This window comes from Halanaerobium congolense (assembly GCF_004366375.1).
In the GTDB taxonomy this organism is placed as follows: domain Bacteria; phylum Bacillota; class Halanaerobiia; order Halanaerobiales; family Halanaerobiaceae; genus Halanaerobium; species Halanaerobium congolense.
In genome coordinates this window covers 155233-175965 of the sequence record NZ_SOEF01000001.1, presented here as the reverse complement: position 1 = coordinate 175965, position 20733 = coordinate 155233, and the positions used below count along the sequence as shown (strand labels likewise).

Genomic DNA, 20733 nt, shown 5'->3' with positions numbered 1-20733 from the left:
TGTTCCCATCTCGAACACAAAAGTTAAGTCCTCCAGCGCCTATGGTACTGCATTGGTAACGATGTGGGAGAGTAGGTCGCTGCCGGTCCTTTTTTTAACCTAAATTATCAGAAAATATTTTATATTTAAACTATTAAAAACTAGATTATATTTTTTGTTAAGTAGTTGACAAATTAAATTATCAATGCTATACTTTATTCAAACAATAAAATATTAGGTTGAGCTGAAGAGAAAACCTTATTGTAATTTGGAGGGCTACTATGCCCAAATTTCTAAATCACAATAAGGTTTTTTTGTATTTAAAAATTTAAATTAATTAATTTATTTTATTAAAATTAAAGCATTTGAGTATTAAGAAATATTAATTATAGGGAGTGATTAATTAAATCAGCGATAATTAAGTAGGAAGTGGGCAAACATTTATTTTACGGGGTTATATTTAGTCTTATCTAATATTATCGGTAATTTTTATTTTAAAAAATTATATATCTCAATCTTAAATAATTATAGGAGGAAAAATAATTGAACAAAAAATATGATGTAATTATAATAGGTGGCGGAGTGACAGGATGTTTCATTGCTCGTGAATTATCACGTTATGATTTAAATATTGCTTTAGTAGAAAAAGAACCTGATGTCTGTACTGGGACCAGTAAAGCTAACACTGCTTTAATTCATGCTGGTTTTAATGCTGATTCTAATAAGCTAAAAGGAAGATTAAATGTAAGAGGAAATAAATTATATCATGAACGAGTACAGCATGAATTAGATGTCCCAATCGAATGGCTGGGAGCAATGGTAGTTGCAGAAGATGAAGCAGATATTCCAAAATTAGAAGCTATTTTAGAAAATGGCCAAAAAAATGATGTGCCAGATTTAGAAATTGTAAAAGGAGACCGGTTATACGAATTAGAGCCTCATTTAAGTGAAGATGCTGTTGCTGCTTTATATGCACCTACGGCTGGAATTGTAAATCCATTTGAACTAACTGTCGCTTTGGCTAATAATGCTGCTAGAAACGGAGTAGATGTATTTTTAGAAGCTGAAGTAGAAGATATAGAAGATATAGGTGATCATAAATTAGTTAAAACTGTTAAAGGAGAAATGGAAGCGGGATTAGTAATTAATGCTGCTGGTTTATACGCTGATAAAATTGCGAACATGGTAGGTATTGATAAATTTAAGATTACTCCAAGACGTGGAGAATATTATTTGTATGATAAAAAAATGGAATTAAATTTACAAAAAACAATTTTCCCTGTACCAACAGAGGTAAGTAAGGGGATTGTAGTAACTCCAACAGATGAAAGAAATGTATTGATCGGACCAAATGCAGAAGAAATAGATAATGTAGAGAATAAATCTACTACTCGTAAAGGATTAGATAAAGTAATGGAAGGTGCAAACAAAACAGTACCCGGTCTTAGTAAAAAAGGGATTATTAGAGAGTTTGTGGGTTTACGGCCAGCCATTAAAGAAACAGGAGATTTTTTAATAGAAGCCAGTGATGAAGTATCAGGATTTATCAATGTTGCAGGTATTCAATCTCCAGGATTAGCATCATCACCAGCAATTGCAGAAATGGTAGTAGGTATTGTAAAAGAAGAACTAGGAGATCTGAACGAAAAATCTGATTTTGATCCTAATTATCAAGGTCCACCAAAGTTTAGGCACATGACTCATGCAGAACAGGCAAAATTAGTAGAAGAAAATCCAGATTATGGTCAGATTATTTGCCGCTGTGAAACAGTAACTAAAGGTGAAATTTTAGATATAATTCGTGAACCAGTAGGTGCTAGAACAGTTAATGCGGTTAAGAGAAGAGCCAGACCAGGTGCTGGAAGATGTCAGGGTGGATTTTGTGAACCAAAGGTAGTAAGCATCTTGGCAGAAGAATTAGGGATAGAGGAAAATGAAGTCTGTTTAGAGAGTGCAAAATCTAAACTTTTAAAAGAAAAGACTAAAGCACCATTATTAAAAGAGGTGGCAAAATAATGAATAATCAAAAATATGAATTAGTAGTAGTTGGTGGAGGACCTGCTGGATTAGCAGCAGCACAAGAGGCTTATGATCAAGGAATTAGAGATATATTAATTATAGAAAGAGATTTTGAGTTAGGCGGTATTTTACAGCAGTGTATTCATAACGGTTTTGGACTTCATTATTTTGGAGAAGAATTAACTGGTCCTGAATATGCACATCAGTTTATCAAAAATATTAGAGAACGTGGTATAGATATTAAATTAGATACAATGGTTTTAGAAGTCACTCCTGATAAAAAGGTTTTTGCCATTAATTCTGATGAAGGTATGATAGAGATTGATGCTGGAGCAGTTATTTTAGCAATGGGCTGCCGTGAAAGAACAAGAGAGGCTATTGATATACCGGGCTCTAGGCCGGCAGGAGTTTATAGTGCTGGGACTGCCCAAAGATATATCAATATGGAACAGTGGATTCCTGGAGAGAAAGTAGTTATTTTAGGTTCAGGAGACATTGGTTTAATTATGGCTCGAAGAATGCATTTAGAAGGTGCTGAAGTAGAAGCAGTTTTAGAGTTACTGCCTTTTTCTGGTGGGCTGACAAGAAATATTGTTCAGTGTTTAGAAGATTTTGATATACCGCTGAGAATGCAGCAGACAGTAGTAGAAATAAAAGGACAGGATAGACTCGAAAGTGTGGTAGTAGCTGAAGTTGATGATAATTTTAAACCAATAAAAGGTACAGAATATGAAATTGAATGTGATACTTTATTATTATCAGTTGGTTTGATTCCAGAAAATGAATTATCAGAAGAAGCCGGGGTAGAGATGAGCAGTATTACAGGAGGACCTATTGTAAATGAAGGCAGAGAAACAAATATTGAAGGAATCTTTGCCTGTGGTAATGTACTGCATGTTCATGATCTTGTAGATTGGGTAACCGAAGAAAGTTTAATTGCTGGCAAGACTGCAGCAGATTATTTAAAGGGTGGAATAGCTAAAAGATCAAAAGCAATAGATGTAAACCCAGGGGAAAATGTAGGTTACATAGTTCCTCATAAAATTACAAATAAAGTAGATGATCGAAAATTAGTTAATTTATATATGAGAGCTAAGCAGCCAATGGCAGATGTTAAAATCAATCTATATGCAGGAGATAAGAAGTTATTAGATAAGAAAGCTCGTCGAGTTGAGCCTGGAGAAATGATAACTTTCCCAGTTCCAGAAAAGATGTTCTCTTCAAATGATATAAGCAGTTTAAAAGTTGACATTGTAAAGGAGGAAAAATAATGGGGAAAAAAGTAGAAATAACCTGTATAAGCTGTCCCATGGGTTGTGATGTAGAATTAGAAATAGATGATAATAATCAGATTGAATGTATGGAAGGTAACAATTGTAAGGCAGGAGAAAAATATGTAAGAAATGAGTATTATAATCCGACAAGAATATTACCAACTACAGCTAGAGTTAAAAACGGTGTGTTACCTTTAGTACCAGTAAAGAGCAAAGACCCACTTCCTAAAGAAATATTAGAAGAGGCTATGACGGAGATAGCTAAGGTCGAATTAGAAGCACCTATAAAATTAGGAGATATTGTTATAGAAAATATCTTAGATACAGGAGTTAATATTGTAACAACTAGAGAAATACTAAAAAAGAAACAATAAATGATAAAAGCATATTAATTTATAAATACCAGGAGATTAGCTAATCTCCTGGTATTTTTCTGGTTTATAATAATTTTTTAAGATATAAGCAGGATTTTAACTATCTAGACAAAAGTATATAATAATAGGCATAATAAATATTTATACTAAATTTATTTACTTTTGTTCTTTTTAGTTTGAAAGTTTGATAGGAGGAGGTAAAAATTTGAAACATTTAGCAGGCTACTTTAACAGTTATCCAATTATTCCAGCTGTTAGAGATATTAAAAATTTAGAAAAGGCAATGAGGATTAAGGAGTCAGTACTAATTTTTTTATTGACAGGATCAATTTTTAATTTAGAAGAAGCTATGGAATTAGCTCATAAATATGATAAAATTTTAATGGTTAATATTGATTTAGTTAAGGGAATTGCTCATGATAAAGAAGGGATTAGATATTTAGCTGAAAAAGATTTATGTGATGGGATTATTTCTACTAAAGGTTATTTAATTAAAGAAGCATCAAATAATGACTTAATGACAATTCAGCGGGTGTTTTTATTGGATTCAGCTTCTTTAATTAGTGCTGAAAAATCATTTAATTCAAATAATGTTGATGCGGTAGAAATTTTACCTGGATTGGCCGCACCTTATTTTATTGAAAGGCAAAATAACAGCAAACATAAATATCCAGTAATTGCTGGAGGCTTAATTAAGAGTAAGAGTGAAGTGGATGACTTAAAAAAGCAGAATATCTTTGCAGTTTCAACAAGTGACCATCAGTTATGGAAATATAATTAGAATTTTGACGTAACGTACTATTGAAATGAAGGCAACTAAGGGAAGGCAAGTTAGGTGAAAAAAGCATTGATCAGCAGGATTCTGGAGCGAATTCCTCTTATTTGATGCTAAAAACCGTTATTAACGGTTATTTAAAGAAGAATATTAAAAATAAATAAAAAAATTTCTGAAAAAGGATGAAATTAGTGTAACATTTATGTTAAAATATATAGATAAGTAATGTTATCACAAAAATTTGAAAGGATGATCAGATTGGTAAAAGAAAAAAAAGTTATGATCACTAATAAGACCGGTCTGCACGCCCGCCCTGCAGCCCAATTCGTACAGAAAGCAGGTAAATATGATTCAAAAATTGAAATAGTTTTTGAAGAAAAAGAAGTTAATGCTAAAAGTATTATGGGTGTCATGAGCCTGGGAGTAGGAAAAGGAAATGAGATTATCATAAGAGCAGATGGCGATGATGCAGAATCAGCAGTCGAAGAACTTGTTGATTTCATTGAGGTTGAAATGAAGAAGGAGGACGAATAGTGATTTTAATAGAAGGAATCGCTGCGTCTCCTGGTATTGCTATTGGTAAGTCATTATTAAAACAGGAAGATGAAATTGAGATTGATAAACAAAATATTTCAGAGGATGAAGTAGATGAGGAAATTGAAAAATTGCATTCTGCTTTAGAAGAATCAAAAAAATCTTTACAGGAATTAAAGGAAGAAACTGCTGAAAAACTTGGGGAAGAAAAAGCAGAAATTTTTGCTGCTCATCTGATGATTTTAGATGATCCCGAAGTTATACCTGCATTTGAAAATAAGATAAGAGATAATAAGCTGAATGCAGCAGCTGCAGTAAAAGAAGTTATTGATGAATTTGCAGCTATGTTTGCTGCTATGGATGATGAATATTTAAGAGAACGTGGTTCAGATATTAAAGATGTTGGAATGAGAGTTATTAAAAATTTATTGGGTGTTGAAGATATTTCAGATAAGATGGAAAGTGATGTAGTAATTGTAGCTGAGGATTTAACTCCATCAGACACTGCTCAATTGGATACTGATAAAGTGCTTGCCTTTGTAACCAGAGATGGCTCCAGAACTTCTCATTCAGCAATTATGGCCCGTTCATTAGGGATTCCGTCTGTAGTTGGCTTAGGTAGTGAATTAATTGAAAAAGCAGAAGATGATACTACTATTATTGTAGATGGAAATCAGGGGAAAGTATTCTTTGCGCCTGACCAGTCTACTCTAGAAGAATATAAAGAAAAACTTGAAAAATATAAAGCTGAACAGAAACGTTTATTAGCATTTAAAGATAAAAAAGCTCAAACTAAAGATGGTCATCAGGTAGAAGTGGCTGGTAATATGGGTAACTTAAAAGATGTCGATCCAATATTAGCTAATGGTGGTGAAGGAGTTGGTCTTTTCCGCAGTGAGTTTTTATATATGGACCGCAGTGAATTACCAACAGAAGAAGAACAATTTGAAGTATATAAAAAAGCTGCTCAAAAAATGGGAGATAAACCTTTAGTTATTAGAACTTTAGATGTTGGTGGAGATAAAGAACTTCCATATTTAGATTTTCCAGATGAGATGAATCCATTTCTAGGTTATAGAGCTATTAGAGTTTGTTTAGAAAGAGATGATATATTTAAACCACAGCTTCGGGCACTATTAAGAGCTGGTGTTTATGGTAATATAAAAATTATGTTTCCTATGATTTCTTCTTTAGATGAATTGTTAGCAGCTAAAGCAAAGGTAGAAGAAGTAAAAGCTGAATTAAAAGAAGAGGGAATAGAATATAATGAAGATATTGATGTAGGAATGATGATCGAAGTTCCTTCTGCAGTAATGATTGCAGATCAATTAGCAAAGGAAGTGGACTTTTTCAGCATTGGTACTAATGATTTGATTCAATACACAGTTGCTGTAGATAGAATGAATGAAACAATTGCAGAAATGCATACACCTTATCATCCAGCAGTATTGAGATTGATTAAAAAGACTATTGATGCTGGTCATGCAGAAGATATTTGGGTTGGTATGTGTGGAGAAGCTGCCGGAGAAGAATTATTGCTTCCATTCTTATTAGGTGCTGGCTTAAATGAATTCAGTATGAGTGCGGTTTCAATTCTAAAAATAAAAGAAATACTGACAAAATGGACTTTAGCTGAGGCAGAAGCAGAAAGCAAAAAAGTCTTAGAATTGGGAACAGCTGCTGAAGTAAAGGAATATTTAAGTAAAATAGCTAAGTAAATTAAAAAATATAAATATTAGAAGATATCCGGACGGCACCTTGCTGTCCGGTTTCTTTTGAAATTCAAGACCGAGAATAGATTTTGAATTGGGAGTGTTTTTATGAGCGAAAAAAAGAAAGAATTTAATAACTTTCGTCAAAAAATGAATGATATAATTTTAGAAGAGGGAAATTTAAATACAAAAAGGTTTTTTAATTTAGATAATAAGGTATATAAAGATGGCAAACTCTCAGCTAAAACTAAAGAACTGCTGGGACTTGTTTCCTCCCTGGTTCTTAGATGTGACGATTGTATTACATATCATATTTTAGAAGCATATAAAGCTGGCTGGACTAAAGAGGAAATTTATGAGGCAATGAATGTGGCTTTAATTGTTGGTGGTTCAATAGTAATTCCACATATGAGGAGAGCAGCTGAACTTTTAGAAGAATTAGAACTAGAAGATGCTGACCCTGCTTTTGAGGACGCTGAAAAAAACATTGAAGAATATGCTGAATTTAAAATCTATACTGATGGAGCCTGCCTCGGTAATCCTGGTCCTGGTGGTTACGCAGCTGTAATCTTAAATTCTGATTCTCAAAAACTGAAAACAGTTGCCGGATCTGAAAGAAATTCAACAAATAATAGAATGGAATTAAAAGCTGTAATTGAAGCTTTGAAATTACTACCTAAAGATAGTAAAATAGAGATTTATAGTGATTCCAGTTATGTTCTGAATGGACTTTCTAGTTGGATAGCAGGATGGAAAAGGAATGGTTGGAAGACTTCTTCCAAAAAAGAAGTGGCAAACCAAGATTTGTGGCAAGAATTAGATAAATTAACTTCTAATTTTGACATAAGTTATCAAAAAGTTAAGGGTCATAGTGGAGATTTTTATAATGAAGAGGTAGATAATTTGGCAAAAAAAGAAGCAGAAAAAATTTAATTTTTCTGCTGACAATTTGGGCAAATACCATTGAATTCTAACCGATGTGAGTGAACTATAAACTCAGTTTCATTATTTATTTTTTTATTTAAATCTGCAGTTAGGTCAATATTTAGATCAAAAACACCACCACATTTTTTACAGCGAAAATGATAATGATGATCTGGATTACCATCATAACGGCTGTGGTTGCTTCCGTAGTCTAAAACATTAATTTTGCCGTGTTTGGCTAAAACATTAAGATTACGATAAACTGTTCCAAGACTAATATTTGGTATTTCTTCCCGAACTTTTTCATATATCCAATCAGCGGTAGGATGAGATTTAGTACTTCTTAAAACTCTCAAAATTGCCTTGCGCTGTTTAGTCATTCTAGTCTTTTTAGCCATTATAATCCTCCCAACTAATTAATAACAATTATTATTCTTAGTTTAATTTTAGCAGAAATCATTTAAATATTCAAGTGTAATCTATTAAATAAGAAAAAGGGTGATGATTTTGTCAAATAAAAAAGAAAAGAGAATTTTAACAGGTGATAGGCCGACAGGTAAACTTCATCTTGGTCATTATGTTGGTAGTTTACAAAATCGAGTTGAACTTCAGGATGAATATAATACCTTTTTGATTATTGCTGATGTTCAGGCTTTAACAACTAATTTTGATCAACCTGATAAATTAAGTGAAGATGTTAGACAGGTAGCTAGAGATTATCTTGCTGCTGGTATTGATCCAGAAAAAACAACAATTTTTGTGCAGTCACTTGTGCCGGAAATAGCAGAATTAACAGTTTTTTATTCAATGATCGTTACAGTAAACCAGCTGCGCCATAACCCTACTATTAAATCAGAGGCGGAACAGTATGGATATAAAGAAATGTCATATGGTTTTCTTGGTTATCCAGTTAGTCAGGCAGCAGATATTACTTTCTGTAGGGCAAATCTAGTCCCAGTTGGAGAAGATCAAATTCCACATATAGAACAGACAAGAAAAATAGTTCGCAAATTCAATAATATGTACGGAGAGGTTTTCCCAGAACCCGAAGCCTTAATTAGTGATTTTCCTAGATTAATGGGGCTTGATGGCAAAAATAAGATGAGTAAAAGTTTGAATAATGCTATCTATTTAAGTGACAGCAGAGATGAAGTTGCCCAAAAAATAATGCAGGCTAAAACTGATCCTGCCAGAATTCACAAAGATGATCTCGGACATCCTGAGGTATGTACAGTATATCATTATCACAAAGCTTTTAATTTAGAAGAATCTGATGAAATTGCAGAAAAATGTAGAGCAGGTACAATTGGCTGTGTTGCCTGTAAAAAGCGTCTGACTGAAAAATTAAATGCATTTTTAGATCCAATGAGGGAGAGAAGAAAAAAATATCTTAAAAATCCAGAACTAGTTGATCAAATATTAATGGAAGGTACTGCTAAGGCTAGAGAAGAAGCAGCAGAAACAATGAAAATGGTTCGCAAAGTAATGAAAATAGATTATTTTAATAATTAAGATTGGAAAGAGGGATTCTATTGTCTAATTCAAAGATTAATATTGCTTTATTTTTTGGTGGTCGTTCAGCAGAACATGAAGTTTCTATCTTATCAGCACGCTCTATCTATAATGCTTTTAGTAAGGAAAAATACAAAATATATCCGATCGCAATTTCTAAACAGGGATATTTTATATCTCCTGCAGAATCAGAAGCTATTTTATTTGGAGAGCAGAAAAAGGTTTCTGAAATAAATAGAAAAAATATTTTAGATCAAGAAATACTTAATATTTTGGAAAATAAAATAGATTTAGTCTTTCCGGTTTTACACGGTCCCTATGGAGAAGATGGTAAAATTCAGGGATTTTTAGACACCTTAAATATTAAATATGTTGGTTGTGATCTGCTTGCTTCAGCAGTTGGTATGGATAAAGCGGTCATGAAAGAAATATTTAGTTATTATAATATTCCTCAGAGTGAATTTAGGATATTAAAAAAAGAAGATGTAAATAAGCAGAAGCTCCCAAAACTTTTTCAAAAATTAGCTGACGATTTGAAAAGGCCGTTTTTCATTAAACCTGCTAATATGGGTTCTAGTATTGGAATCAGTAAGGTTAAAGAATTAAGCTCTTTTAAAGCTGCTTTAAAAGAGGCATTTAAGTATGATAATAAGCTGATTATTGAAAGCAGTGTTGAGGGCAGAGAAATAGAGTCTGCAGTTCTTGGAAGTGGAGATCAAATTCAGGTTTCTGCAGCTGGAGAAATTATATCTACTCATGATTTTTATGATTATCAAGCTAAATATAAAGACCAAAGTACGGAATTAATAATCCCTGCCGAAATTTCTGAAGCAAACAAAGAAAAAATTAAAGAATTATCAATTAGGGCTTTTAAAGCAATAGGAGCTGCTGGTATTTCCAGACTAGATTTTTTCGTTAATGAAAAAGAAAATATTATTTTAATTAATGAAATTAATACAATGCCGGGGTTTACTCAATTTAGTATGTATCCACTTTTATTTAAAGAAGTAGGAATTTCTTATATGGAACTTTTAGATGAATTAGTAAACATTGCTTTAGCAGAGGCTAAATAAGAATGGTTAAACTTCATATTTTACATGCAGATATGGATGCTTTTTTTTCAGCAGTTGAACAGCGAGAAAATTCTGAATTAAAAGGAAAAGCTGTAATTATTGGTGGAGTGAATTTAAGCAATCGAGGTGTTGTTTCAACCGCTTCTTACGAAGCTAGAAAATTTGGAGTACATTCTGCAATGCCGATTGCTCAAGCAAAAAAATTATGTCCAAAGGGTGTTTATTTACCTGCAAGACACTCACTATATAAAGAAACTTCTCAAGATATATTTAAGATATTAAAAAAATATACACCTTTGGTAGAAAAATTATCAATTGATGAAGCTTTTTTAGATGTAAATGGCTGTGAGAGATTATATGGTGATGCAGTTGAAATTGCTGCCCAAATAAAAGAAGAAGTAAAACGAAAAACTGAATTAACTATTTCTGTTGGGGTTTCAGTTAATAAATTTCTGGCTAAATTAGCATCGGATTTTGAAAAGCCTGATGGGTTAACAGTAATTAGGGCAGATGATATAAAATCATTCATGTACAGTTTAGATATTAATAAAATCTGGGGTGTGGGAGATGTTTTTGCTGCTAAACTTGCAGAAGAGGGAGTTTATAAAGCAAGAGATATCTGGCCTTACTCTTTAGAAGAGCTTAAAGATAAATTTGGTAAAGCAGGAGTTAAACTGTTTTTTCTTTCTCGGGGAATGGATAATCGAGAAGTAAAGAGCCAAAGTGAAATAAAATCAGTAAGTCATGAAGAAACTTTTGTTGATAATATAAGTAATCAGGATAAATTATTTGCTTATTTATTTAAAATGAGTGAAAAGGTGTCTTTTCGGCTTCACAGTAATTCTCTAAAGGGAACTACCATTTTTATTAAAGTTCGCTATGCAGATTTTAGTACTTTCAGCAGACAAAAATCCTTAAAAGTTGCAGTTAACAGCAGTGAAGAAATCTATCAAACAGCAAAAAAACTTTTAGCTAATGATAATTTATTGAAAAAACCACTACGCTTATTAGGGGTTGGAGTCTCTAATTTATGTCAGGAGGGTCAAGAGCAATTAAATTTATTTGCAGAAGCAGATGATCAGCTTGATCAAACAATAGATAAATTAAAAAGAAAATATGGATTTAATAAAATTTCAAGAGCCAGAAAATTATATTTAAATGATGATTAGAACAAAGCCCACCTTCAAAGGTGGGCTTTTATAGATTTTAAATAATTTATCTTTAAAAAATAATAATTTTTTTCTAAAAATATAAAGGACTTTCTCACTATATGTAGAATAAAATCATTAAGTGGTGAAAAGTGGAGTAAAAGGGTGGAAAGTGGGAAGTGGTATTATGTTTATGGGAGAATATACTCATAATATGGATAAAAAAGGCCGTTTAATCATACCTTCAAAGCTTAGAGAAGAATTAAGTGAAGAGTTTGTGATTACACGAGGTCTTGATAATTGTTTGTTTTTATATCCAATGGATGAGTGGAAAGAGTTAGAGAAAAAATTAACTTCTTTACCAATGACCAGCAAAAATGCCCGTAATTTTGTCCGCTTTTTTTTCTCAGGTGCTAATGAATGTGAATTAGATAAACAGGGAAGAGTTTCCTTACCAATAAATTTGAGAGATTATGCAGACTTTGAACATGAAATTGTAATAATTGGTCTAGCAAATAGAATTGAGTTGTGGGCTAAAGAAAATTGGGACAGCTACATGGATAATGTAGAAGATTCCTATGAAGATTTTGCTGATGCAATGGAAGAATTAGGAATCTAGAAAGGATTATAATGGAATATAAACATCAAGCGGTTTTATTAGAAGAAGCAATCGAATATTTAAATATAAAAGAAGATGGAATCTATTTAGATGGTACTTTAGGTAGAGCTGGACATAGTTCAGAAATTTTAAAAAAATTGTCAGCAGCAGGTAAATTAATTGCGGTTGATCGTGATACTGCTGCAATAAAAGCTGTACGAGAGAAATTTATAGATAATGAATCATTAATTTTAGAACATGCAAATTTTCAAGAAATTGATCAAGTTTTGGCTAAGCTGGGTATTGAAGGTGTTGATGGGATGTTGTTTGACTTAGGAGTTTCTTCTCCTCAATTAGATAACCCTGAAAGAGGTTTTAGTTATCAAAATGATGGTCCTTTAGATATGCGGATGAATCCAGAACAAAAATTAACAGCACAAGATATAGTAAATAATTATTCTCAAGCTGAACTGGAAAGAATTATTACTGAATATGGAGAAGAAAACTGGGCGGCTAGAATTGCTGAATTTATTGTGAAGATGAGAAAAGAAAAAGCAATTGAGACAACAAATGATTTGGTTGAAGTTATTAAGGCAGCTATCCCAAAAGCTGTCAGGAGAAGTGGTGGTCATCCAGCTAGACGAACCTTTCAAGCTTTGAGAATTGAAACAAATAATGAGTTAGAACAGCTAAAAAACTTAATTGATAAGGCAGTATCATTTTTAAATCCAGAGGGACGGATTGTAATTATTACTTTTCACTCATTAGAGGATCGAATTGTGAAACATAAATTTAGAGATTTAGCAAAAGATTGTACCTGTCCACCAGATTTTCCCATTTGTGTCTGTGATAAAAAAGCCGAAGTTAAAGTAATAACTAGTAGCCCAATTCAGGCTTCTGATTCAGAAAAAGAATTTAATCCAAGATCTAGAAGTGCAAAAATGAGAGTAGCTGAGAAGATTTAATTTTTAAGGGGGGAAGGAGATGTATCATAGTCAAAATTATGCTAATCTAGATACACAAAGTGATTTTTTAAATGAATCATCTTATAATTTTACTAATGTAAAAAAACAAGCCTTTACAATTATATATATATTTATGTTAGTTTTTATTAGTGTTTCAATTTTATTATATGTTTCTCAAATTTTAAATATTAATAAGAAAAGTGCAAAATTATTAAACTTAGAAAATAAATTGGAGACTATTCAAGCTAAAAATGAAAGATTAGAAGTTAAATTAGCAAGCAAAACCTCTTTGGCAGAAATAGAAAATATTGCAAAACATGAATTAAATATGGTTGAAGCCAAAACTAAAGAAACGTTGGTCTACAATAATCAATTTAGAAAAAAAGAAAGATATATGGCAGATATCCCAAAAGAAAAGTTTTTCTTAGTGCAAATTTATGATAAAATAATTAAAGAAGTAGTGACTGTTCAGGCGGAATCACTTGAATAGGAGGATTAAATTTGCGGGATTTTAATGAGCAAGTAAAAAATAGAGTAATGTTTTATTTTGCAGTGGTTTTTTTCGTTTTTATATTACTTACCCTAAGACTTGTGTGGATTCAAGTTATTAATAGTGCTGAATATGAACATAAAGCATTTAGCCAGCGTGTAAAAGAATTTGTTATTGATTCAGAAAGAGGAATGATTTATGACAATACCGGCAGGAAAATTGCAGTCAGCTTACCGGCTAAGACTGTAGTTGCTCTGCCGGATAATATTATTAATCCCCAAAAAACGGCATCGGAACTGGATCCTTTATTAGATATTAATTATAATACAATTTATAGGAGGATAACTTCTGATGCTGCGGCTATATTTTTACAGCGTAAAATTGAAGATGAATTATATCAAAAAATTGAAGCTAAAAATTTAAAGGGAATTACATTTACAGAAGAAAGTAAAAGGTATTATCCGGAAGGGGAATTAGCTTCTCATATCCTTGGTTTTACAGGAATAGATAATAATGGTCTAAACGGTCTTGAACTCTCATATAATAATCAATTGAGCGGAAAAGCAGGTAAAATGATTATTGAAAGAGATGCTGAAGGGAAAACAATTCCAAATGGGATTAGAGAGACTGTGCCAGGAAGAGATGGTTATAATATTTACTTAACCATTGATGAAGTAATTCAATATATGGCTGAAAAAGAGCTGGAAAATGCGGAGGAAAAATTTGATTTTTCTGGTGGATCAATTATTGTTATGGATTCTTCTAATGGTGATATTTTAGCGATGGCGAATACTCCAACTTTTAACCCGAATGAATTTGGGAAATATCCAGATCGAAATTGGAGAAATAGGGCAATTAATGATGTTTTCGAGCCTGGTTCTACCTTTAAAATAATAACTGCCGCTTCTGCTCTAGAAGAAGGTGTAATTACTGAGAATGATATTTTAACTGATCCTGCTCATATCTATGTAGCTGGAGAGGAAATAAATTGTTGGAGCAGGTATGGTCACGGCAAACAGAGCTTTGCTGAAGTTATAAAAAACTCCTGTAACCCTGGCTTTGTAGAGGTTGGACTTAAAATGAATAAAGAAACTTTTTATTCATATATTAAAGCTTTTGGTTTTGGAGAACAAACTGGGATCAGATTACCAGCTGAAGCGCGGGGAATTATTCCTGAATATGAACAAATTGGTCTTATTGAACTAGCAACTTTTACTTTTGGGCACGGTTTATCTGTTACACCAATTCAGCTTGCAACAGCTATTTCCGCAGTTGCTAATGGTGGCAAATTGATGCGCCCAAGACTTGTGAAAAAAGTTGATACGGGAAATAGTTCGGAGAATATTATTAATGATCCTGAAGTAGTAAGACAGGTGATATCAAAAAGCACGGCAGATAAGACCAAGGAATTATTAAAGCAGGTAGTTGAAACAGGTACTGGAACTCAAGCTGCAATTGAAGGCTACCAAATAGGTGGTAAAACTGGTACTGCAAAACATTACAATGAAGATATATATGATTCTTCATTTATTGGAATTGTAGAGGCTGCTGAAAGAGACTTAGTTATCTTAACTATTTTATATGATATAAAAGGAGAAACTTATTACGGAAGTCAGACTGCAGCTCCAGTTTTTAGGAATTTAACTTCTAATATTTTAAATTACTTAAATGTTAAGCCAGATACTAGTAAAAAAAATGGTTATGAAACAAATGAGACTGAGCTTGAAGTTCCAAATCTAATTGGCAAAAGTTTTTTAAAGGCTGAAAGTGATTTGAGAGATCAAGGATTTAATGTTAAACTAATTGGAGACGGAGAATTAGTAAGGGCTCAACTTCCAGATCCTGAAACACTAACAAATTATAATTCAACAGTTTGGTTGTTTAGTAATGAACAGTTCAAAGAAGAGCTTTTATTAGCAGTTCCAGATTTTAGAGGAATGGAAGCTGCAGCAGCTGTAAAATTAGCCAAACAAAAGGGTTTAAATGTCGTGTTAGATGGCTCGGGTAAGGTTATTGGACAGTCTGTTTATCCTGGAAAAAGAATAAAAAGCTCAAAGAAAATCAATTTAAAACTCCGTTAATTTATTTAAATAGCTTATTATCTAAAATGCTGGAGGTTAGTTAAAAGTGGAGTTAAAAAAATTACTAAATAATATAGATTATGAATTGAAGTCAGGTGATTTGACTAAAAATATTACAGAACTCAAATATGATTCTCGAGAGATTGAAAAAGATAATTTATTTGTAGCAATTAGTGGTTTTGAAACAGATGGACATCAGTATATTGATCAGGCTCTAGATAAAGGAGCAGCTGCAGTTGTTTTAGAAAAAGATAGAGAGAAATACGAAAAAGGTGTGACTTATATAAAGGTAAAGAACAGCCGCAAAATAATGGCTGAAATTGCTAAGAATTTTTTTAGTGATCCACTAAAAGATATTAATTTGATTGGAATTACGGGAACTAATGGTAAAACAACAACATCCTATCTTTTGTATAATATTTTAAAGGAATATAAAAGTAAAGCAGCACTATTTGGAACCATTAAAAATATTATTGGTGAGCAGGAACTAGGTTCAAAGAGGACTACGGCTGAATCAGTTGATTTGTATAGATACTTTGCTCAAATGAGAGAGAAAAATATAAAGTATGGTGTAATGGAAGTTTCTTCCCATGCTTTGGATTTATATCGCGTTTATGGGATGGATTTTAAAGCTGCAGTTTTTACTAATATTAGTCAGGAGCACCTTGATTATCATGAAAATCTAGAAAATTATAGAGAAGTAAAATCAAAATTATTTTCACAGTTAAAAAGTAATAATTTTGCTGTTATAAATAATGATGATCAAAATAGTGATTATATAAAAGCTAAATCTCAAGGAAAAAATTATACCTACAGTTTGGACTCTGAAACAGCAGATTTATATACTACCCAGTTTAAACTTCACTCGCAGGGAATGGAATATAAGACTGGTGGTAAAGTAAATTCTAAATTTCTGCTAAATTTAGGTGGTATTTTCAATATTTATAACTCACTTGCAGCTATTTTAACAGCTTATCTATTAGGTATTAACAAAACAGTTATCAAAAAAGCATTAACTAAAATTAATTCTGTGCCTGGAAGGTTTGAAATTATTAATGCCGGTCAGGATTTTCAAATAGTAGTTGATTATGCACACACACCAGATGGCATGAAAAATGTTTTGGAAACTGCTGCAGCTATGGAAAAAAACAAGTTAATTGTTTTATTTGGTTGTGGTGGAGACAGAGACCGCAGCAAGCGACCTGCAATGGCTGAACTGGCTGAAAAATATGCGGATTATATAATTGTAAGTAATGACAACCCCCGTAGTGAGAATCCCCAACAAATATTTTCTGAGATCAAAAAAGGTTTTTCTAAAAAATTTAGTGCTTATGAAATTATAGCTGACCGCCAAAAAGCTATTGAAAAAGCCATTAAAATTGCTAAAAAAGATGATTTAGTCATGCTTCTTGGAAGAGGACACGAAAAATATCAAGTTTTAAAAGACGGTAAAATTGAACTTGATGACCGAAAAGTTGCTTATCAAGCAGCTGAAAAAGTGAAGGGAAGTTAAATGCAAAATTTAAAAATAAAAGAGATCATCAACTTTTCAAAAGCTGAACTAATTCGGGGAAGTGATGATTTAATTATTGAAGAAATAGTAATTGACAGCAGAGAAGTAGAATCAGATTATCTATTTGTTGCAATAATTGGTGAAAATCAAGATGGTCATCAATATCTTGAAGATGCTGTTAAAAATGGAGCATCAGCTTTAATAGTAGACCGTGAACTTGAAAGTGATTTTATTGCTGAAAGTAATGTCGCTGTTTTAAAAGTTGAGGATACCACTAAAGCACTGCAGACTTTGGCCCATAATTACCGAATGAGTTTTAAAGATTTAAAGGTAATTGCGGTTACTGGTAGTGCCGGAAAAACAACAACTAAAGATTTGATTTATTCAGTTTTATCCCAAAAATATAATTGTTTAAAAACTGAGGGTAATTACAATAATCATATAGGTCTGCCGCTTACTTTATTAAGATTAACAGGTGCTGTAGAAATTGCAGTTGTTGAGCTGGGAATGAGTAATTTAGGTGAAATTGATTTATTAAGTAAAATTGCAGTGCCTGATTTTGGTGTAGTAACAAATGTTGCTGCTGCTCATTTAAAACAGCTAGGCAGTTTGGAAAATATTGCAAAGGCAAAAAAAGAATTAATAGATAACCTAACTGAATCTGATACAGCGGTATTGAATTATGATAACTTTTATACAAAAAAAATGGGAGAAGAAATCATCGCTGATGTATTTTATTTTGGTTTTGAAAGCGGTTCTGATTTACAAGCTCTATCTTATCGCTATGATTCGAGTGCTGAAATGATGAATTTCAGTTTAAGTTATCAAAACAAAAAATTTAATTTTAAATTTAATAAAGCTGGTAAGCACAATATTTATAATGCAATGGCTGCTGTTTTAATTGCATTTAGATTAAATCTCAATACCTCAGAGATTCAGAAGGGCTTATTAGAATCTGAATTTTCATCATTAAGGATGGAGTTTATAAAGTTGAATAACGGAGTAGAAATAATTAATGACAGTTATAATGCAAATCCATTTGCTGTCAAAGCAGCTGTTGATGTTTTAATTGATAAAAAAGCTGAGAGAAAAATAGCTGTTTTAGCTTCAATGCTGGAATTAGGTAAAAGCAGTATTGAAAAGCATCAGGAAATTGGGAAATATGCTGCAGCTAAAGGTTTAGATGTTTTGATAACCATTGGTCAAGAAGCAGCAGAGATTGCTGTAGGGGCAGAGGAAGTAATGGATAGCAATAATATTTTTAGTTTAGATAATAATAATCAATGTATAAATTTTTTAAAACAGGAAATGAAAAATGGAGATTTAATTTTAATAAAAGGTTCACGTGCAAATAGATTGGAAGAAATTGTAGCTGAATTACAGGTGGAAAATAATTGAGGAGCATTATGATGCAGTATATTATAGCGTATATTTTACCCTTAATAATCATTATTTTAAGTGGAAATTATTTCATTAATTACATAAAAAGGTTAAATTTTGGTCAGCAAGTTAGGGACTATGGACCTGAAAGTCATTTAGAAAAAGCTGGTGTTCCAACAATGGGAGGCTTATTAATAATATCAGTTTTTTTAATTGTATCTTTAATAGTACTGCCTTTAAAAATTGAGGTTATTACAATTTTATTTACTACTATAATAATGGCTTTAACTGGATTTTTAGATGATTTTTTGAAGATTAAATTTAAGCGGTCTTTAGGCTTAAAAGCCTGGCAAAAAATTATCATGCAGATAGCTGCAGCTGGCGTTACTGCTTTAATTGCGGTTTATATTTTAGAACAGCATAATTTGATAATTCCCTTTTTAGGAGAATATCAAATAGGAGCTTCAGCTAAATTATTTTTAGCTTTTTTAGTTGTGATCGGTAGTTCAAATGCTGTAAATCTAACTGATGGTTTAGATGGTTTAGCCGCTGGGATAACTACTATTGTTACTTTAGCATTTGCAGTTTTATTTTACTTTCTAGAAATACCCGAATGTTCGCTGCTCATGTTAATTATGGCGGGGAGCAGTACTGCTTTTCTGTGGTTTAACGCAAATCCGGCTTCAGTTTTTATGGGCGATGTTGGTTCACTTGCAATAGGAGCTTTTTTAGGAGCAACAGCAGTTTTGACTGCAACAGAAATATATTTATTGATAATTGGAGGAATATATGTTGTAGAAACTTTATCAGTTATGATTCAGGTTCCATATTATAAAATCACAGGTGGTAAGAGAGTCTTTAAGATGACCCCGATACATCATCATTTTGAATTAAGCGGTTTGGCAGAAAATAAAATAGTATTTAGATTCTCGATAATTACTATTTTATTATCTTTATTTGCCTTAACTTCTCTTATCTATTAATAGCATTCTTATATATTAATAACTTAAATTTAAAGGAGTTAGATTTAATTGACTTTAGATTATAAAAAAATAGCAGTTTTGGGTTTTAGTCCAAGAACTGGTTTGGAAGTTGTAAAATATTTGTTGAATTTTGATGTAAATATTATAGTTTCTGATGCTAAGCCAAAAACAGAATTAAAAGACTTGATATCCCAGCTAGATGATGAAAAGATAGAATATGATCTGGGTTCAAAAGGAAGCAAAATTTTAGAGAGTGAGCTAATTATTTTGAGTCCCGGAGTCCCCTATGACTTAGAAATTCTAAAAAAAGCCAGAGAGCAGGGTATTGAAACTATTAGTGAAATTGAGTTTGCTTTCAGGCAGTCTAAGGCAGAAATAATTGCAGTTACCGGAACAAATGGGAAAACAACAACAACAGAATTGCTGGCCGCTATGTTATTTGACTTAAATGGGCAGAAAATTAAAGCAGCCGGAAATATTGGTTTACCATTTATATCTATCATCAAAGATTTAGAAGAGGGAGAAAAGGTTATTCTTGAATTAAGTTCATTTCAATTAGAAGCAGTTAAAGACTTTAAAGCAAAAATTGCAATTTATTTAAATTACAGTCCTGATCATTTAGATCGACATCAGACTGAGCTTAATTATAAAAATGCTAAAAAAAATATTTTTAGCAATCAAAATTCCGCTGATTATGCTCTGCTAAACTTTGATGATCCATACCTTTATCAATTAAAAGATCAGCTGCAGTCTGAAGTTATTGGGCTGAGTTTTAAAAGAAAAGAAGCCGATTTGATTATTAAAAATAATCAGGCTTATTATAAAAAAGATAAAATAAATTTACTTGATTTTAGTACGATTAACTTACCGGGGAAACATAATCAAAAAAATGCTGCTTTTGCTGCTCTTGCAGCTTATACTGTAGGACAAAGTATTGAAAAAATTCAGCAGGCAGCTGAAAATTATAAGCTTCAGTCACATCGGATGGAAATCATCAATAATAGTAGTGGTTATCTGATTGTTGATGATTCTAAAGCTACTAACCCGGACTCTACTTTGAAAGCTCTGTCAAGTTTAGATAAAGATATTATCTTGATTGCAGGTGGTCAGGACAGAAATGCTGATTTTTCGAAATTGAAGCAGGTTGTTAATGATAGGGTAAAAATTCTGATTTTGCTTGGTGAAGCTGCTGATAAACTAGCTTCTTTATTTAAAGAAAATGAAATAGAGATAATTAAAGTAAAAACAATGGAAGCTGCGGCTGAGTTAGGGGCCAAGAGATTAAGACAGGATCGAGCATTATTATTATCTCCTGCCTGTCCCAGCTGGGATATGTTCAGCAGTTATAAAGAGCGGGGAGAAATTTTTCGAAAAACAGTTTTAAAATATATTGATTAAG

Annotated in this window: 19 protein-coding genes, 1 rRNA gene and 1 pseudogene; 20 read left to right on the top strand and 1 reads right to left on the bottom strand. The window is 32.1% G+C overall.

From position 1 onward, the window contains the following. The 9 genes and pseudogenes from rrf to rnhA form a co-directional block, all read left to right on the top strand. Window positions 1–88 (top strand): 5S ribosomal RNA (gene rrf / locus C7954_RS00865); the annotation flags it as partial. Between the two features lie 434 nt (window positions 89–522). Then, the gene (locus C7954_RS00860; RefSeq protein ID WP_133618065.1) at window positions 523–1995 is read left to right on the top strand and encodes an NAD(P)/FAD-dependent oxidoreductase; all 1473 of its coding nucleotides are present in this window, start codon (window positions 523–525) and stop codon (window positions 1993–1995) included. Further along, on the top strand, window positions 1995–3269 hold the full coding sequence (locus C7954_RS00855) for an NAD(P)/FAD-dependent oxidoreductase (RefSeq protein WP_089719354.1): 1275 nt from the start codon (window positions 1995–1997) through the stop codon (window positions 3267–3269). The genes C7954_RS00860 and C7954_RS00855 overlap by 1 nt, the downstream gene beginning before the upstream one ends. Continuing rightward, window positions 3269–3646 carry a DUF1667 domain-containing protein gene (locus C7954_RS00850; RefSeq protein WP_073156290.1) on the top strand — a complete coding sequence of 126 codons (378 nt, stop codon included), beginning with the start codon at window positions 3269–3271 and terminating at the stop codon, window positions 3644–3646. Before C7954_RS00855 ends, C7954_RS00850 begins: the two co-directional genes overlap by 1 nt. Before the next feature lie 205 nt (window positions 3647–3851). Next, the gene (locus C7954_RS00845) at window positions 3852–4427 is read left to right on the top strand and encodes a glycerol-3-phosphate responsive antiterminator (protein WP_089655961.1); all 576 of its coding nucleotides are present in this window, start codon (window positions 3852–3854) and stop codon (window positions 4425–4427) included. Window positions 4428–4670: 243 nt separating this feature from the next. Further along, window positions 4671–4955, top strand: a complete 285-nt coding sequence (locus tag C7954_RS00840) for an HPr family phosphocarrier protein (RefSeq protein ID WP_089655974.1) — start codon at window positions 4671–4673, stop codon at window positions 4953–4955. Further along, on the top strand, window positions 4955–6673 hold the full coding sequence (gene ptsP, locus C7954_RS00835) for a phosphoenolpyruvate--protein phosphotransferase (protein ID WP_089655962.1): 1719 nt from the start codon (window positions 4955–4957) through the stop codon (window positions 6671–6673). Before C7954_RS00840 ends, ptsP begins: the two co-directional genes overlap by 1 nt. Before the next feature lie 102 nt (window positions 6674–6775). Next, window positions 6776–7033, top strand: a pseudogene (locus C7954_RS14130) (carboxymuconolactone decarboxylase family protein); the annotation flags it as partial. Window positions 7034–7153: 120 nt separating this feature from the next. After that, on the top strand, window positions 7154–7600 hold the full coding sequence (gene rnhA, locus C7954_RS14125; protein ID WP_369596938.1) for a ribonuclease HI: 447 nt from the start codon (window positions 7154–7156) through the stop codon (window positions 7598–7600). Here the strand turns inward: rnhA and C7954_RS00825 are convergent. Then, the gene (locus C7954_RS00825) at window positions 7597–7989 is read right to left on the bottom strand and encodes a Fur family transcriptional regulator (RefSeq protein WP_073156276.1); all 393 of its coding nucleotides are present in this window, start codon (window positions 7987–7989) and stop codon (window positions 7597–7599) included. The two genes, rnhA and C7954_RS00825, sit on opposite strands and share 4 nt — an antisense overlap. Window positions 7990–8098: 109 nt before the next feature. Here C7954_RS00825 and trpS point away from each other — a divergent pair, with 109 nt between their 5' ends. The 11 genes from trpS to murD all read left to right on the top strand — a co-directional run bounded on the left by trpS (window position 8099) and on the right by murD (window position 20732). Beyond that, a complete protein-coding gene (trpS, locus tag C7954_RS00820) occupies window positions 8099–9103 on the top strand; it encodes a tryptophan--tRNA ligase (RefSeq protein WP_073156273.1) in 1005 nt (334 codons plus the stop codon). A gap of 20 nt (window positions 9104–9123) precedes the next feature. Continuing rightward, window positions 9124–10176, top strand: coding sequence for a D-alanine--D-alanine ligase family protein (locus C7954_RS00815; protein ID WP_073156270.1), 1053 nt, complete (start codon window positions 9124–9126; stop codon window positions 10174–10176). 2 nt (window positions 10177–10178) lie between these two features. Next, the gene (locus C7954_RS00810; RefSeq protein WP_073156268.1) at window positions 10179–11345 is read left to right on the top strand and encodes a DNA polymerase IV; all 1167 of its coding nucleotides are present in this window, start codon (window positions 10179–10181) and stop codon (window positions 11343–11345) included. A 166-nt stretch (window positions 11346–11511) separates the two neighbouring features. Next, a complete protein-coding gene (gene mraZ / locus C7954_RS00805; protein ID WP_110300713.1) occupies window positions 11512–11943 on the top strand; it encodes a division/cell wall cluster transcriptional repressor MraZ in 432 nt (143 codons plus the stop codon). Between the two features lie 11 nt (window positions 11944–11954). Then, window positions 11955–12887 (top strand): 16S rRNA (cytosine(1402)-N(4))-methyltransferase RsmH, encoded by a 933-nt coding sequence (gene rsmH / locus C7954_RS00800; protein ID WP_089655965.1) that lies wholly within the window; start codon window positions 11955–11957, stop codon window positions 12885–12887. Window positions 12888–12906: 19 nt separating this feature from the next. After that, window positions 12907–13377, top strand: coding sequence for a septum formation initiator family protein (locus C7954_RS00795; protein ID WP_073156259.1), 471 nt, complete (start codon window positions 12907–12909; stop codon window positions 13375–13377). Between the two features lie 11 nt (window positions 13378–13388). Next, window positions 13389–15458: a PASTA domain-containing penicillin-binding protein gene (locus C7954_RS00790; RefSeq protein ID WP_134058436.1), complete on the top strand. Its 2070-nt coding sequence runs from the start codon at window positions 13389–13391 to the stop codon at window positions 15456–15458. Window positions 15459–15504: 46 nt separating this feature from the next. Beyond that, window positions 15505–16971, top strand: a complete 1467-nt coding sequence (locus C7954_RS00785; protein ID WP_073156254.1) for a UDP-N-acetylmuramoyl-L-alanyl-D-glutamate--2,6-diaminopimelate ligase — start codon at window positions 15505–15507, stop codon at window positions 16969–16971. Further along, a complete protein-coding gene (locus C7954_RS00780) occupies window positions 16972–18369 on the top strand; it encodes a UDP-N-acetylmuramoyl-tripeptide--D-alanyl-D-alanine ligase (protein ID WP_134058434.1) in 1398 nt (465 codons plus the stop codon). A gap of 11 nt (window positions 18370–18380) precedes the next feature. Next, on the top strand, window positions 18381–19334 hold the full coding sequence (gene mraY / locus C7954_RS00775) for a phospho-N-acetylmuramoyl-pentapeptide-transferase (protein ID WP_081374486.1): 954 nt from the start codon (window positions 18381–18383) through the stop codon (window positions 19332–19334). A 48-nt stretch (window positions 19335–19382) separates the two neighbouring features. Next, on the top strand, window positions 19383–20732 hold the full coding sequence (murD, locus tag C7954_RS00770; protein ID WP_073156246.1) for a UDP-N-acetylmuramoyl-L-alanine--D-glutamate ligase: 1350 nt from the start codon (window positions 19383–19385) through the stop codon (window positions 20730–20732). Window position 20733: the final 1 nt, after the last annotated feature.

Bases quoted from the DNA above. Each gene is read 5' to 3' on its own strand.
- C7954_RS00810 (WP_073156268.1), top strand. From the start codon at position 10,179: ATGGTTAAACTTCATATTTTACATGCAGATATGGATGCTTTTTTTTCA.
- mraY (WP_081374486.1), top strand. From the start codon at position 18,381: ATGCAGTATATTATAGCGTATATTTTACCCTTAATAATCATTATTTTA.
- C7954_RS00825 (WP_073156276.1), bottom strand. From the start codon at position 7,989: ATGGCTAAAAAGACTAGAATGACTAAACAGCGCAAGGCAATTTTGAGA.
- rsmH (WP_089655965.1), top strand. From the start codon at position 11,955: ATGGAATATAAACATCAAGCGGTTTTATTAGAAGAAGCAATCGAATAT.
- mraZ (WP_110300713.1), top strand. From the start codon at position 11,512: ATGTTTATGGGAGAATATACTCATAATATGGATAAAAAAGGCCGTTTA.
- C7954_RS00840 (WP_089655974.1), top strand. From the start codon at position 4,671: ATGATCAGATTGGTAAAAGAAAAAAAAGTTATGATCACTAATAAGACC.
- C7954_RS00855 (WP_089719354.1), top strand. From the start codon at position 1,995: ATGAATAATCAAAAATATGAATTAGTAGTAGTTGGTGGAGGACCTGCT.
- C7954_RS00795 (WP_073156259.1), top strand. From the start codon at position 12,907: ATGTATCATAGTCAAAATTATGCTAATCTAGATACACAAAGTGATTTT.
- C7954_RS00850 (WP_073156290.1), top strand. From the start codon at position 3,269: ATGGGGAAAAAAGTAGAAATAACCTGTATAAGCTGTCCCATGGGTTGT.
- C7954_RS00780 (WP_134058434.1), top strand. From the start codon at position 16,972: ATGCAAAATTTAAAAATAAAAGAGATCATCAACTTTTCAAAAGCTGAA.